Consider the following 14496-nt stretch of genomic DNA (forward strand, 5'->3'; position numbering starts at 1 on the left):
CGACCCGCTCACCGAGGCTCGGCCCGAGTCGGAGGCTGGGCCGCAGAGCCAGCCGCACGCCGAGGGCCGCCCCCAGGACGGGGCGGGTCGGCGGGTCGGGGGGCGGATCCCGCGGAGCGTCCTGCGGTGGACCGCGGCGCTGCTGGTCTTCGCGGCGACCGGGGCGTCCACGGCGTACGCCGTCACGCGCGCCGAGCGCGGCGACCTCCCCGGTCTCGCCACCCGCTCGGACGGCCGCTGGGACTACCCCCGGATCGTCCGGCCACCCCTGCCCGCCGACCGCCCGGCCCCCTTCGCCGAACGGAACGACGCGGACATCCACTACGCCGACCTGCGCACGCTCGTGCTGCCCGCGCCGAAGGGTGCCAAGGCCGACCCCGCGCTCGCCGGTGACCACGGGTGGGTGAAGCCGGAGCTGTTCCTCGCGGAGTACGCGAACAAGGACGACCGGGACACCCTCCGGGGAGCACTCGTCGACCACGGCCTCCGGCACATCGCCGCACGCGGCTGGACCACGCCGGACGGCACCCGGACCCGGGTCTACCTGCTGCAGTTCGAGAGCGGCCAGATCGCGAGCGAGGTCCAGGCGCAGGAGTTCTCCGGGTACCAGAACCCGACGTACGCCCTGCGCGGGGCGCCCGCGAACACCATGGACGACTCGATCCCGGCGGACGCCGGACACGACGACGTCCTGCTGAGCGCGTACGCCGAAGCGAAGCCGTACGGGGCGGAGCAGGTCCGGCAGGCCTACCTCACCGCCGGTGACGTCATCGCCCTCGTCGTGCAGTCCCGCACGGGCGGCGCGAAGGAGATCCCGTTCCAGCAGACGGTGGTCCTGCAGACGGAACTGCTGGAGTGATACCTCGCCAAGAGGGCCGGGTCCCGGCCGCGTAAGCTGGGGCCCGGCTCTGTCGTATGCCCACCCTCGCTCAAGGAGCACCCGTGGAGATCTTCTTCGAAACCCTGCTGGTCCTGGTCTGCGTCGGCGTGCTCGCCTTCGCCGGTCTGACCGTGAAGAAGCTGTACCAGGGCCAGCGCTGAACCACGTCTAGGAAAGCTTGCCGACCATGATCGAGATCCCGTCCGACCTGCACAAGGACCTCGTCCCGCTCGCCTTCCTGCTCGGCAACTGGGCCGGCGCGGGCGTGCACGACTTCCCCGGCTCCCAGAAGTGCAACTTCGGCCAGGAGGTCAGCTTCACCCACGACGGGCGGGACTTCCTGGAGTACCACTCCCGCACCTGGGTGCTGGACAACGACGGCAACAAGGTCCGCCCGCTGGAGTCGGAGTCCGGCTTCTGGCGGATCGACGCCGACCGCAAGGTCGAGGTGACGATGACCCGCGACGACGGTGTCATCGAGATCTGGTACGGCGAGATGGCCGACAAGAAGCCGCAGATCGACCTGGTCACGGACGCCGTCGCCCGCACCGCCGGCGCGCAGCCGTACAGCGGTGGCAAGCGGCTCTACGGCTACGTCAAGAGCGACCTGATGTGGGTCGGCGAGAAGCAGACCCCGGACGTCGAGCTGCGTCCCTACATGTCGGCCCACCTGAAGAAGGTCGTCACCCCCGAGGACGTCGAACGCTGGGCCAAGGCCCTCCCGGACGACATGCCGGACGACGGCATCGCCTTCTTCAAGTAGTCATAGACTCGTCGGTGTGGTGAGCACCGACTGGAAGAGTGACCTCAGGCAGCGCGGCTACCGGCTGACGCCGCAGCGGCAGCTTGTGCTCGAAGCCGTGGACACCCTGGAGCACGCGACCCCCGACGACATCCTCACGGAAGTGAAGAAGACGGCGTCGGGGGTCAACATTTCCACGGTCTACCGGACCTTGGAGCTGCTGGAGGAGCTGGGCCTGGTCAGCCATGCCCACCTCGGGCACGGGGCGCCCACGTATCACCTCGCCGACCGGCACCACCATCTGCACCTGGTGTGCCGGGACTGCGAGAGCGTGATCGAGGCCGATGTGGACGTCGCCGCCGAGTTCACGGCGAAGCTGCGGGCGCAGTTCGGGTTCGACACCGACATGAAGCACTTCGCGATCTTCGGCCGCTGCCAGGACTGCTCGCTGAAGCTGAAGAGTTCAACTACCGCGTCGTAGGCTGGCCGTATGAAGAGCCCTCTGCTGTCCCTGCCCGGCGCCGTCCCCGCCGAGGGTGTGGACGAAGGTGTCGCCGCGCACTACGGCGACCTGTTCCGCGAGCAGCGCGCCCTCGCCGACGGCGACGGATTCGTGGACCTGTCCCATCGCGGCGCCCTCACCGTCACCGGCGACGACCGGCTGAGCTGGCTGCACCTGCTGCTCACCCAGCACGTCAGCGAACTGCCGGCCGGCCAGGCCACCGAGGCGCTGATCCTGTCCGCGCACGGCCACATCGAGCACGCGCTGTACCTGGTCGACGACGGGACGACCGTGTGGGCGCACGTGGAACCCGGGACGCAGGACGCGCTGATCGCGTACCTGGAGTCGATGAAGTTCTTCTACCGGGTGGAGGTCGCCGACCGGACGGCGGACTTCGCGGTCGTCCACCTGCCCGCCGGGTCCATCGCCGAGGTGCCGGAGGGCGTCGTCGTACGGGAGACCCCGTACGGCCGCGATCTGTTCCTGCCCCGTGCGGAGCTGGAGTCCTTCGCCGAGGCGCACGGGCCCGCCGCCGGGATCCTCGCCCACGAGGCGCTGCGCGTCGAGCACCACCAGCCCCGGCTCGGCTTCGAGACCGACCACCGGACCATTCCGCACGAGCTGGGCTGGATCGGTACGGCCGTGCATCTGCAGAAGGGCTGCTACCGGGGCCAGGAGACCGTGGCCCGGGTGCAGAACCTGGGCAAGCCGCCGCGCCGGCTGGTCTTCCTGCACCTGGACGGCAGCGAGGTGCACCTGCCGGTGCCGGGCACCGGGATCCGGCTCGCGGACGAGGGGCCCGACGGGCGCAGGATCGGGTTCGTGACGACGTCCGTACGCCACCATGAGCTGGGGCCCGTCGCGCTCGCGCTGGTGAAGCGGAACGTGCCCGTCGACGCGCGGCTGGTCGCGGGGAACACCGCCGCCGCGCAGGAGGTCGTGGTCGAGCCGTAGGCGCTGCCGGTACCCAGTGCCCCAACAGGCCCTAGATCTCCAGCAGCACCGTGAACGGGCCGTCGTTCGTCAGTGACACCCGCATCCGGGCGCCGAACCGGCCAGTCGCCACCGTGGCCCCCAGGGCACGCAGCTGGGCGACGACCTCTTCGACCAGGGGCTCGGCGACGTCGCCCGGGGCCGCCGCGTTCCAGGTGGGGCGGCGGCCCTTGCGCGCGTCGCCGTAGAGCGTGAACTGGCTGACGACCAGCAGCGGGGCGTCGATGTCGCTGCAGGACCGCTCGTCCCGGAGCATCCGGATCGACCACAGCTTGCGCGCCAGCTGGGCCGCCTTCTCCTTGGTGTCCTCGTGGGTCACCCCGACGAGGACGCACAGCCCCTCGCCCTCGATCGCGCCCACCGTCTCGCCGTCCACGACGACGCTCGCGCCGTCCACCCGCTGTACCACCGCTCGCATGCGGACCATCATGCCGGGTGCCCCGCGCGCGGTCACGGGCGGTCCATTATCAATCCCTTACCGCCCATCTGGGGCTGTTCGGGGGCACTCGGTCACATAGGGGTCGCTTGGGGTGGCACGATGCTTTCCACACGCCGGTCGAGGGGACGGTTCACCAGCACCATGAGCACACCGAGCACCAGCGGGTGGTTGAGCACACACGGGACGCAGGAGACGGCGGGCATGCCGGGGGGGCCGGAGGTCTCGGGCATGCCGGGCGTGCCGTGCCGGCCGCCCGTCCAGCGTGGCGACGCCGCCCCCGCTCCCGCGGTGCCCGGCGAGCCCCGCGAGCACGATCTCGCCCGGCTCAGCCTGCCCGAGCTGCGCACCCTGCGCCGGGACGCCCAGCGGGACGAGGCGGACCTCAGTTATGTGCGGCGGCTGCTCCAGGGGCGGATCGACATCCTGCGCGCGGAGCTGTGCCGGCGCGGCCGGGCGTCCGTGCCCCCGCCGGCCGACGGCTCCGTGGTGGACCGGCTGCCGGAGATCCTGAAGGACGCTCCGGCCCGGCACCGCTCCTCGGCCCGCCACGTCACGCTCGGCACCCCGCACAACGAGGAGTACCGGCAACTGGCCGCCGAGATGCTCGGCGAGGTCGAGCTGAGCGACCTCGCGGCCCGCACCGACCTCGAACTGAACAGCGCCATGGGCCGGTTGGTGCGCTACGAACAGGAGGTCTCGCGCCGCCGCCAGCGGCTCCAGCGGACCACCGACGAGTGCAGCGCGGAGATCGCCCGCCGGTACCGGGTGGGCGAGGCCCAGGTGGACGACCTGCTGTCCTGACAGCGGGAGCGGGAGCGGGCGCCCGGTGACGAGGCGGGTGCCGGTGGGCGGTCGGCGTCGGCGGGGGACTGGGCGCGTCGGTGGCCAGCCGGGCGCTGGCGGGCGTGCCTGTGTCGGTGGGTGAGTGGGGCCGGTGGGCGGGCGTGTCGGTGGACGAGTGGTCGCCGGCAGGGGAGCAGTACTCGCGGGCTAGCGCGTGTCGGTGGGCAGGTGGGCGTCGGTGGGTGAGTGGGGCTGGTGGGCGGGCGTGTCGGTGGACGAGTGGTCGCCGGCAGGGGAGCAGTACTCGCGGGCTAGCGCGTGTCGGTGGGCAGGTGGGCGTCGGTGGGTGAGTGGGGCTGGTGGGCGGGCGCATCGGTGGACGACCGGTCGCCGGCAGGCGAGCTGGCGTCGGTGGGCGGGCGTGTGGGTGGATGACCGGTCGCCGGCAGGCCGGCCGGGCGTCGGCGGGTGGCGGGAGCCGGCGTCGGCGGGCGAGGGGGCCTCGCGGGTGAGCCGGTGCCGGCGGGGGCGGGGGATAAGCGGGCGACAGCGGGTGGGGGGCCTGTTTATCGTGTGGCGATGAGCGACGTGGACGTACGCACCGTCGATGAGTCCGAGTACGAGAACTGGCTGCGGGCCGTGAACACCGGCTTCCTGCGGCCGCCCACACCGAGCCCCGGGCAGGTGGAGCGCAACCGCCGGACGGACGGCGAGGGGGCGTCCCGGTTGCTCGGGGCCTTCGACGGCGAGCGGTGCGTGGCGACCTTCCGGTCCTTCCCGCAGGAACTCACCGCGGTGGGCGGCGCGTTCGTCCCCGCGAACGCCGTCTCCGCCGTCACCGTCAGCCCCACGCACCGCCGTCAGGGCCTGCTCACCCGCATGATGAGCCGCGACCTCGCGGCGGCGAAGGAGCGTGGCGACGTCGTCGCCACGCTGGTCGCCGCCGAGTACCCGATCTACGGGCGGTACGGCTTCGGCCCGGCGACCTGGACCGCCGAGTGGACCGTGGAGCTGGCCCGGGCGGGCCTCGACGGGCGCTGGTCCGGTCCGGCGGACGGCGGCCGGATCGATCTGGTCGGCGGCGCCGAGGTCCGCGCACTCGGACCGGCGCTGCACGAGCGGTTCCGCGCGGGCCGGCCCGGCGCGGTCAGCCGGGTGCCGGCGTGGTGGGAGGCGGCGACCGGTGCGCTCGGCGCAGGCCCGTCCTGGAGCGAGCCGTACTTCGCCGTCCACCGCTCCGCCTCCGGTGACGTCGAGGGCCTGGTCGCGTACCGCGCCGAGGACCGCTGGGAGGGCAACCAGCCCGAGAACACGCTCGCCGTGGACTGGCTGCTCGCCACCACCCCGGCGGCCGAGCGGTCCCTGTGGCACTACCTCTGCTCGGTCGACTGGGTGGCGAAGGTGAAGAGTGACGGACGCGCCCCGGACGACCTGCTGCCCCAGCTCCTGCCCGACCCCCGCGCGGCGCGCATCACCGTGCACTCGGACTGGCTGTGGCTGCGGATCCTGGACGTCGTACGGGCCCTGGAGGCGCGGACGTACGAGGCGTCCGGTGCCGTCGTCCTGGAGGTCGTCGACCCGGACGGGACGGCCGGCGGGCGGTTCCGGCTGGAGGGCTCGCCCGAGGGCGGCTCCTGCACGGCGACCACCCAGAGCGCGGACCTCACCCTCGGCATAGGGGAGTTGGGCAGCGTGTGGCTCGGCGGGGAGTCGTTGAGGCGGCTGGCCGCGCTCGGGCGGGTGCGGGAAGAACGAGAGGGCGCCGCCCGGAAGGCCGACGCCCTGTTCCGCTCGCCCGGGCTCCCGTGGTGCCCGGACCTCTTCTGATGCTTCCCTCGCTTCCCTTCGTCCGGCTGCCCCTGGCTGTTCATGATGGTGATCCGTAGCGATCTGTTCAGTTGTGGCTGTGCTGTGCGGTGTTCAGTTGTGGCTGTGCCATGTCGTGTTCAGTTGTGGCTGTGCGCTTCGGTGGCCGTCCCCTGTCCGGGCTCCCGGCTCCCCTCCGGAAGGAAGCCCGGTCGGCCAACCACTGGGAAGCTCGACCATGTCGGGCAAGTTGGCAGCCAACTTCACTGTACTTATCTCCGCGCGGAAGCGGCTCATAACCGGCTGTCGGCGAACTGCCGGAAGTTGGCGGGAAGTTGTACTGTTCGGCTGTGGACCCGGAGCACGTCTCCGCCAGTGGACGGACGAGGTCACAGCGGTCCCGCTCGTCCCATCGCGACATCGCCGACGAACTGCGCGGCCGGATCAGGTCCGGCCAGCTGCGGCCGGGCCAGCGCATGCCCACGCAGGCCGAGCTGGCCGACGAGTTCGGTGTCGAGCGCGCGGCCGTACGGCGGGCGCTGGGCATCCTCCAGGCCGAGCGGCTTCTCACCAACGTCTCCAAGGGCAGCCCCGCCACCGTGGCGCCCATGCCCGGGCCTGCGGCTTTCGTCCCCGGGCCGGCCGCCGCGCCGCAGCCCACCATGGCGGGGCTCGCGCCGCGCATCGCGGCCGCCTTCGCCGCGCCGCACGTGCGGATCGACGCCCTGTGCCTGACCTCCGTCTCGCTCACCCTCGCCGTCGGCGAGCCCCTGCGGCAGATCCACGCGGGGCGGCTGAAACCGGCCAAGATCGATGTCCGGGTGCTGCTGCCCAGCCGGGACATCGACCTCGCCTTCCCGGCGCCGGTGGCCGCCGACGACGGCGGACTGCTGCACCGGCGCTGGCTGGCCCAGCGCAACGCCCAGGGCCAGGTGCTGCGGCAGAACCTGCTGGCCCTGCTCACCACGCACGGCATCGACGTCCACGTCACCTTCCGGGCGCTGCCGTTCACCCCGCCCGTGAAGCTGTACCTGCTCAACGGCTCGGAAGCGCTGTTCGCCTACTACACGCTCAAGCGCGGTGAGCGGGAGATCGAGCACGAGCACCTGGAACTGTACGACGCCGACGGCACGCGCTCGATGCTGTTCGCGTTCGAGGGCCGGTCCGGGACGCGGGACGCGGCGTTCGTGGAGCAGTCGCGGCGGTGGTTCGACGCGCTGTGGGGGACGATCAGCTCGGAGCTGCGCTTCGGCGCGTAGGAGCGCCGGGAGGCACTGGGAGGTGCCGAGGGGCGCCGAGGGGTGCATAGTCACCGGGCAGGTGCTGGGCGCCAACTTCGGCCAACTTGAGCGTGCTTGGCAGCCTTGGACGTACAACTTCTGGGCAACCCTCCCTGGATGGATCAGAGTTGTAGCGTTCGGACGTGACTCGGGGGCAACGGGCAGTGAACGGCAGCAGACGACGCACGCCGCAGGAGATCGCCGACACCCTGCGCGAACGCATCCGCACGGGTGCCCTGCGGCCGGGGGCGCGGCTGCCGACGCAGGCCGTGCTGGCCGACGAGTTCGGCGTCGAGCGCGGTGCCGTGCGCCAGGCGCTGCGGGTGCTCCAGGAGGACGGGCTGCTCAGCGGTGTCAGCAAGGGCAGTCCGCCGCGGGTCGCCCAGCCGCGCGAGACCGACGAGGGGCCGCAGCCCACCATGGTGGCGCTCGCGCCCCGGCTGACCGAGGCGTTCTCGGCGCCGCACGTGCGCATCGACGCCGTCTGCCTGACCGCGCAGAGCCTGATCCCCGCGCTCGGCGAGCCGCTCCGGCTGATCCACGAGGGGCGGCTCGCGCCCGCCAAGATAGACGCCCGCATCCTGCTGCCCAGCCGGGACATCAACCTCGCCTTCCCCGTCTCGGTCGACGCCGGGAGCGAGGAGGACGACGTCGTGCACCAGCGCTGGCTGGCGATGCGCAACGCCCAGGGCCAGGTGCTCCAGTACAACCTCCAGGCGCTGCGCGGCACCCACGACATCGACGTCCAGGTGACCTTCCGGGCGCTGCCGTTCACGCCGCCGGTGAAGCTGTACCTGCTCAACGGGGTGGAGGCGCTGTTCGCGCACTACATGATCAGCCGGCGCGAGGAGCCGACCGACAGCGGCACGCTGGAGATGTGGGACACCCTGGGCTCGGAGTCCCTCCTCTTCTCCTTCGAGCGGCGCTCCGGGCAGCGGGACGCCGCGTTCGTGGAGCAATCGCAGAAGTGGTTCGACGCCCTCTGGGAAACCATCACGACGGACCTGACACTCTCCTAGTGACTTCTGATGCGAACGCGATCGAGAAGCTTCGGGAACTGATCACACCGGCCCGTTTCGTGCTGTGGGACTTCGACGGGCCGATCTGCCGGCTGTTCGCCGGGCGCCGGGCGTCGCTGGTGGCCGCCGATCTGGTGGAGTGGCTGCAGCGCCAGGGCCTGCGCGGGCTGCTCACCGACGCCGAGCGGGAGACCCTGGACCCGCAGGTGGTGCTGCGCGCCGTCGGCCGCCGGCGGCCGGGCAGCGACCTCGTCGCCGGGCTGGAGGAGCGGCTCACCCAGGAGGAGCTGCGGGCCGCCGCCTCCGCCCTGCCCACCGCCTACGCCGACCCGCTGATCCGCACCTGGACGGCCGTCGGCGCCCGGCTGGCCGTCACCACCAACAACTCGCCCCGCGCGGTCCGCACCTACCTGGACACGCGCGGCCTCACCGGCTGCTTCGCCCCTCACCTGTACGGCCGTACCGGGCAGTTGCACCACCTCAAGCCGCACCCGCACTGCCTGCACCGCGCGCTGAGCGCGATGGGCGCCCCGCCCGAGGCCGCCCTGATGATCGGCGACGCCGTCTCGGACCTGGCCGCGGCCGGGGAAGCGGGCGTTCCGTTCCTCGGCTACGCGCGTGACGACGGCAAGGAGCGGGCGCTGCGCGCGGCGGGTGCCGAGCTGGTCGTACAGTCGCTCGAACCCGTCCTGACGCTGCTCCGGAGCGGTCGTCCGGTGGGCTAGCATGCCGACGAGTCCGGGCCACCGCCCGGACTCGCGCGCACTCGCGGCGCCGCGAGCGGCGGGTGCGCACGCGCGCGCAGGGAACGGGTACGAGCCGGTCCTCGGCGGCCGGCTCCCTCCTTCCTTCCCGTGGTTCCCTGTTGCTGTGGCGCGATCGACCTGGAGCGGCCCGTGGGCGCACCGTCTGTCCCCCGAGCCGCGGACGTCGTCGTCCAGCAGCTCCTGGCCCGTGCGCGGGCGACGCCTCCGGTGCGGTCCGGCCGGGCGTACGACGACCACGTCGTGCCGCTGACCGGGCCGGTGGCCCGCCGGCTCGGCCGGGCGGCGGGCACGCCGGTGACGGTACGGGTGCGGCGGGCCGGTGCGCAGGCGCCGGCGATCCGGACCTGGCCGGACGAGACGGTGGTCCTGCGCGCGGTCGGGGCCGTGCTGCCGCGGCCTCAGGTGCCCGAAGTACTGCTGTCCGGCGAGGACTTCGCCGTACTCGGCCACGCCGAGGGCACCGGGCTGGACCGGCTGGACCGGCTGCGGGCCCCCGGGGAGCCGGTCGGTGCGGGCCTGGTGAGGCAGCTGGCGGGGCTGCTGGCGGCGGTGGCGCAGGTGCGGGGGGCCGCCCTGCCGCCGGTGCCCGCTGGCTGGCCCGGCAACCACACCGACTCCCAGGGCTTTCTGCGCGCCCTCGCCCACCAGGCCGACCAGCAGATCCGCCGGCCCGACCGGCACCGCTACGGCGGGCTGTTCGTGGCGCTCGGGGTGCCCGAGGACGCGCTGCTGCGGTTCGCCGAGCGGGTCCCGGCGATGACCCGGCGGCCGTACGGCCTCTTCCACGGCGACCTGCACGGCGGCACGCTGCTCGTGCCGGCCGCCGGGCCGCTGATGTGCGTGGACTGGGAACTGGCCGGTCACGGCGACCCGTTGCACGACCTCGCGGTGCACCTGGTACGGATGCGGTACCCCGAGCAGCAGTGGCCCGAGGTCGTCGGGGCCTGGGAGGAGGCCGTGCGCCGGGTGCGGCCCGCGGCCGTCGCCGGGCTCGGCAAGGACCTGCGGCACTACGTCGCCTTCGAGCACGCGCGGTCCTTGTACGCGGACGTGCTGCGGGCCGTGCGCGGTCTGGAGGAGGCCTTCGACCGGGGCGCCCTGGAGGCGGCCACGGCCGCTGTCCACACGGCGTTGCGGCGGGGAGCCGGTGCGTTGCGGCTGGGGCGGGTGCCGGAGCGGGGGGAGATCGAGAGGGTGCTGTTCCGGCGGGGGGCGTCCGCCGGGCGCCGCCCCGCCCAGCCTGCCCGGCTCTCGTCACCGGGTGCGGGCGGGTGGGGGATCGGGTGGACGCCTGATCCGCGGGTTTCGGAGCATCCCGGGTTTCCACGGGCCGCCGTTCGTGAGGCGCTGTTGCTGGAGGGGGCGGCGCCGGAGGGGCGGGTGTTCAAGGGGGCCACGCATCTCAACACCGTCGTCCAGGTGCCCGGCACCGGATTTCCCGTCGTCGTACGCCGGGAGGTGGCCGTCGTGCTGCGGCGGGAGGTCGGCTTTCTCAGCGAGCACGCCGTGCTCGCGGCGATCGAGCGGTCGGGGGCGGCCGTGGCGGCGCCCCGGGTGCTGGCCCTCGGGGAGAGCCACGCCACCGACCCGGAACACTCCTACCGGGGCGACCTGTTCGCCGTGCACACCTACGAGGGCGGGCGCGATCCCGGGCGCCGGCCCGAGCATCCGGTGCACGGGCTGCGCCCGCACGAGGCGGACTGCCTGGTCGACCAGCTGGCCGCGCTGACGACCGTGGACCACGCGGCGGTGGCCCCGGTGGCCGGACGGCCCGGGTTCCACGACTGGCGCCGGGGCGGTTTCCACGCCTGGCTCAGCGGTCAGCTCGTGGCGCTGGTCGCCGGCCTGCCGAAGGAGTCCCAGCAGGCGGCCCGCTTCCTCGGCCTGCCCGACGCGCCCCGGCTGCGCGAGATCCTCGCCCGGCACCGGGTCACCGACCGCGACCCCGCCCTGCTGCACGGCGACCTCAACCCCTGGAACCTGGTCCGCCGGGACGGCGGCGGCCCGGCGCTCACCCTGATCGACTGGGAGATGACCGTGGTCGGGGACCCGCTGTACGAGCTGGTCCGGCACATGCACCTCACCCCGACCCGCCCGGAGATCCGCGACCGCATGTTCCGCCGCTGGGACGCCCGGCTGCCCGCGCGGTTCACGAAGAACTGGCAGGAGGACTGGCGGGTGTACCGCTGGCTCGAGATCGTCCGCTCGGCCTACGTCGACCTCGACCGCCTGGTCACCGGAACGAGCCTGGACGCTCCCAACGTGCGCCGCGCGCTCGACTCGTACGGCATGACCCTGGCCGCCGCCACCGCCTCCCTGGGCCTGTCGTCCCGGCGGCGGCGCCCCGAGCCGTCCCTGCCCGCCGCCCTGCCGGCCGCCCTGGCCCGGCCCGTCCGACCCGGCGGTCCCGCATAGGCTCGGTCCATGGGTGAGATGGGCCTGCGCGAGCGCAAGAAGCGGCAGATGTACCAGGACGTGTCGGACATCGCCGTACGGCTGTTCCTGGAGCGCGGCTTCGACGCGGTGTCCGTCGCCGAGGTCGCGGCGGCGGCCGGGATCTCCAAGCCGACCCTCTTCCGGTACTTCCCGGCCAAGGAGGACCTGGTCCTGCACCGGATCGCGGACCACGAGACGGAGGCCGCCCGCGTGGTCACGGGGGAGGACGATCCCGTGGACGCGCTGCGCCGGCACTTCCTCGCCGGGCTGGAGCGGCGCGATCCGGTCACCGGGCTGAACGGCCATCCCCAGGTGCTCGCCTTCCACACCCTGCTCTACGGCACCCCCTCCCTGGTGGCGCGGGCGTACCGGCACCAGGAGCGGTCGGAGGCGGCGCTCGCCGAGGCGCTCGGCGGGGATCTGGACGCGCGGCTCGCGGCCGGGCAGATCATCGCCGTCCAGCGGATCCTCGCGCTGGAGAACTTCCGGCGGATCGCGGCGGGGGAGCCGGCCGAGGCGGTGGCGCCGGACGCCGTACGGGCCGCCGAGCGGGCCTTCGCGCGGCTGGCGGCCGCTCTGCCGCAGCCGAGGGCCCGCGATTGATAGCCGGTTAAAAATGTAACCGAGTAACATTTTGGCGGTACGGTGGCGTCATGACGTCACTCGACCCCGCCCTCACGGACGCCCTGCACACCGAGCGCGCCTACCACGACACCTGCCGTGCCGCCCTCACCGCGATGGTCGAGGGTGCCGCCGAGCAGGTGGTCGCCGGTGAGGACGTCTCCGCCTCCGGCGCCGACGCCGAGGTGCTCGGCCACCGCCTGCGCAGCCGGGCCAAGGCCATGCGGGAACTCCCGCCGGGCCCGCTGTTCTTCGGCCGGCTGGACTTCGCCGGGCACCACCCCGAGCACGGCGGGGCCGCCTACCACGTCGGCCGCCTGCGCATCACCGCCGACCCGGCCGCCCCGCCCCTGGTCGTCGACTGGCGGGCCCCCGTCTCCCGCGCCTTCTACCAGGCGAGCGCCCGCGACCCGCAGGGCGTGGAGGTACGGCGCCGGTTCGGCTGGGCACCGGGCAGTGCCGGCGACCGCGCCGACCTCACCGGACTGGAGGACGAGCACCTGGGCCGGGGCGAGTCCGGGGGCGGCGACCTCGTCGCCCGCGAGATCGAGCGGCCCCGGGTCGGCCCCATGCGGGACATCGCCGCCACCATCCAGCCCGAACAGGACGACCTCGTCCGCGCTCCCCTCACCGACTCGGTCTGCGTCCAGGGCGCCCCCGGCACCGGCAAGACCGCCGTCGGACTGCACCGCGCCGCGTACCTGCTCTACACCCACCCCGAACGACTGCGGCGGGCCGGCCTGCTGATCCTCGGCCCCAACCGCACCTTCCTCCGCTACATCGCCGAGGTACTGCCCGCCCTGGGCGAGTCGGGCGTCCGGCAGGCGACCCTGCCGGAAGAGATCGGCCGGCAGCCGGCCAGGGCCACCGACACCCCGGCCGCCGCCCTGGTCAAGCACGACGCCCGCATGGCCGAGGTGCTGCGCCGGGCGCTGTACGCGCGGGTGAGCGCCGAGGGCGTCGCCGACCTCGCCGTGCCCGACGGCTCCTACCGCTGGCGCCTTCCCGCCGCCGAACTCGCCGGGATCGTCGCGCGGGTGCGCGCCGAGGAGCCGCCGTACGCCATCGGGCGCGAGCGGGTGCGCACCCGGGTGGTGGGGCTGCTGCGCGAGCGCGGCGAGCGGCGCACCGGGGTGCTGCCCGCCGCCTGGGCGCGCCGCGTCGAACGGTGCGGGCCGCTGAAGGAGTGCCTGGACGCCGTCTGGCCGAAGGCCCGCCCGGAGGAGGTGCTCGCCGAACTCCTCGCGGACGGCGCGGCGTTGGCCCGGGCGGCGGACGGCCTGCTGGACCCCGCCGAGCAGTCGGCGCTGCTCTGGTCCCGCCCGCCGCGCTCGTACCGGTCGGCCCGCTGGTCGGCCGCCGACCTGGTGCTGCTGGACGAGCTGGCCGGGCTGGTCGAACACCCCGAGGGGTACGGGCACATCGTGGTGGACGAGGCGCAGGACCTGTCACCCATGGAGTGCCGGGCCATCGCCCGCCGGGCGGCCTTCGGCTCGCTGACGGTCCTCGGCGACCTCGCCCAGGGCACCACCCCGTGGGCCGCCCGCGACTGGTCCGTCCAGCTGCGCCACCTCGGCAAACCCGACGCGGCCGTGGTGCCGCTGACCACCGGCTTCCGCGTCCCCGAGGCCGTGGTGGCCCTCGCCAACCGGCTCCTGCCCCGCCTGGGCCTCCCGGTCCCGGCAGCCCGCTCCCTGCGCCGGGACGGGGAACTGCGGCTCCGGCCGACGACGGACGTGCCCGGTACGACGGTGACGGCGGTCCGCGAGGCGCTGGCCCGGGAGGGCTCGGTGGGCGTGGTGGCGGCGGACGACGAGGCGGCCGGCGTGGCACGCGCCCTGACGGCCGCGGGCATCACGCATGCCGGCCCGGACGCGCTGGACGCCCGGGTGACCCTCGTCCCGGCGAGCAGGGTGAAGGGCCTGGAGTACGACCACGTCGTGGCCGTGGAACCGGCGGCGGTCGCGGCGGCGGAGGAGCGGGGCGCGCACCGGCTGTACGTGGTCCTGACCCGTGCGGTGTCCCGCCTGGACGTCGTGCACGCCCGCCCGTTGCCGTTCTGACGCCGGTGCCGCGCGGCTCCGGCGCCGGTGACGCGCGGCCCTGACCGACCCCGGGATCCTCGCCGCCCTGCGGGGCGCGCACCGGCTGTACGTGGTCCTGACCCGTGCGGTGTCCCGCCTGGACGTCGTGCACGCCCGCCCGTTGCCGTTCTGACGCCGGTGCCG

General features: G+C 73.8%; 13 protein-coding genes. 12 read left to right on the forward strand and 1 reads right to left on the reverse strand.

Going from position 1 to position 14496, the window contains the following annotated elements:
* From ACZ60X_RS41050 to ygfZ, 4 genes are all read left to right on the forward strand, one after another.
* Positions 1–859: hypothetical protein (locus ACZ60X_RS41050; RefSeq protein WP_469610426.1), on the forward strand; the 859-nt coding region annotated here is incomplete at its 5' end.
* A 208-nt stretch (positions 860–1067) separates the two neighbouring features.
* Positions 1068–1643 (forward strand): heme-binding beta-barrel domain-containing protein, encoded by a 576-nt coding sequence (locus ACZ60X_RS41055; protein ID WP_469610429.1) that lies wholly within the window; start codon positions 1068–1070, stop codon positions 1641–1643.
* A 16-nt stretch (positions 1644–1659) separates the two neighbouring features.
* The gene (locus tag ACZ60X_RS41060) at positions 1660–2103 is read left to right on the forward strand and encodes a Fur family transcriptional regulator (protein ID WP_469610432.1); all 444 of its coding nucleotides are present in this window, start codon (positions 1660–1662) and stop codon (positions 2101–2103) included.
* A gap of 9 nt (positions 2104–2112) precedes the next feature.
* Positions 2113–3078 carry a CAF17-like 4Fe-4S cluster assembly/insertion protein YgfZ gene (gene ygfZ, locus ACZ60X_RS41065; protein WP_469610435.1) on the forward strand — a complete coding sequence of 322 codons (966 nt, stop codon included), beginning with the start codon at positions 2113–2115 and terminating at the stop codon, positions 3076–3078.
* Between the two features lie 31 nt (positions 3079–3109).
* On the opposite strand, the gene dtd is transcribed toward ygfZ, so the two are convergent.
* A complete protein-coding gene (gene dtd / locus ACZ60X_RS41070; protein WP_469610437.1) occupies positions 3110–3535 on the reverse strand; it encodes a D-aminoacyl-tRNA deacylase in 426 nt (141 codons plus the stop codon).
* 222 nt (positions 3536–3757) lie between these two features.
* On the opposite strand from dtd, the gene ACZ60X_RS41075 reads away from it, so the two are divergent.
* From ACZ60X_RS41075 to ACZ60X_RS41110, 8 genes are all read left to right on the forward strand, one after another.
* Positions 3758–4357 carry an RsiG family protein gene (locus ACZ60X_RS41075; RefSeq protein WP_469610440.1) on the forward strand — a complete coding sequence of 200 codons (600 nt, stop codon included), beginning with the start codon at positions 3758–3760 and terminating at the stop codon, positions 4355–4357.
* Between the two features lie 561 nt (positions 4358–4918).
* Entirely contained in the window at positions 4919–6166 is a 1248-nt protein-coding gene (locus ACZ60X_RS41080; RefSeq protein ID WP_469610443.1) for a GNAT family N-acetyltransferase, read from the forward strand.
* Between the two features lie 329 nt (positions 6167–6495).
* Positions 6496–7404 (forward strand): winged helix-turn-helix domain-containing protein, encoded by a 909-nt coding sequence (locus tag ACZ60X_RS41085; RefSeq protein WP_469610447.1) that lies wholly within the window; start codon positions 6496–6498, stop codon positions 7402–7404.
* Positions 7405–7589: 185 nt separating this feature from the next.
* Positions 7590–8444, forward strand: a complete 855-nt coding sequence (locus ACZ60X_RS41090) for a FadR/GntR family transcriptional regulator (protein ID WP_469610479.1) — start codon at positions 7590–7592, stop codon at positions 8442–8444.
* On the forward strand, positions 8444–9169 hold the full coding sequence (locus tag ACZ60X_RS41095; RefSeq protein WP_469610450.1) for an HAD family hydrolase: 726 nt from the start codon (positions 8444–8446) through the stop codon (positions 9167–9169). Before ACZ60X_RS41090 ends, ACZ60X_RS41095 begins: the two co-directional genes overlap by 1 nt.
* A 171-nt stretch (positions 9170–9340) precedes the next feature.
* Positions 9341–11626 carry a phosphotransferase gene (locus ACZ60X_RS41100; protein WP_469610453.1) on the forward strand — a complete coding sequence of 762 codons (2286 nt, stop codon included), beginning with the start codon at positions 9341–9343 and terminating at the stop codon, positions 11624–11626.
* A 9-nt stretch (positions 11627–11635) separates the two neighbouring features.
* Complete coding sequence (locus ACZ60X_RS41105) at positions 11636–12250, forward strand: TetR family transcriptional regulator (RefSeq protein WP_469610456.1); 615 nt, start codon at positions 11636–11638, stop codon at positions 12248–12250.
* A gap of 50 nt (positions 12251–12300) precedes the next feature.
* Positions 12301–14331, forward strand: a complete 2031-nt coding sequence (locus tag ACZ60X_RS41110) for a HelD family protein (RefSeq protein WP_469610459.1) — start codon at positions 12301–12303, stop codon at positions 14329–14331.
* The last annotated feature ends 165 nt before the right edge of the window (positions 14332–14496 follow it).

Source organism: Streptomyces sp. NPDC104106 (assembly GCF_055584345.1).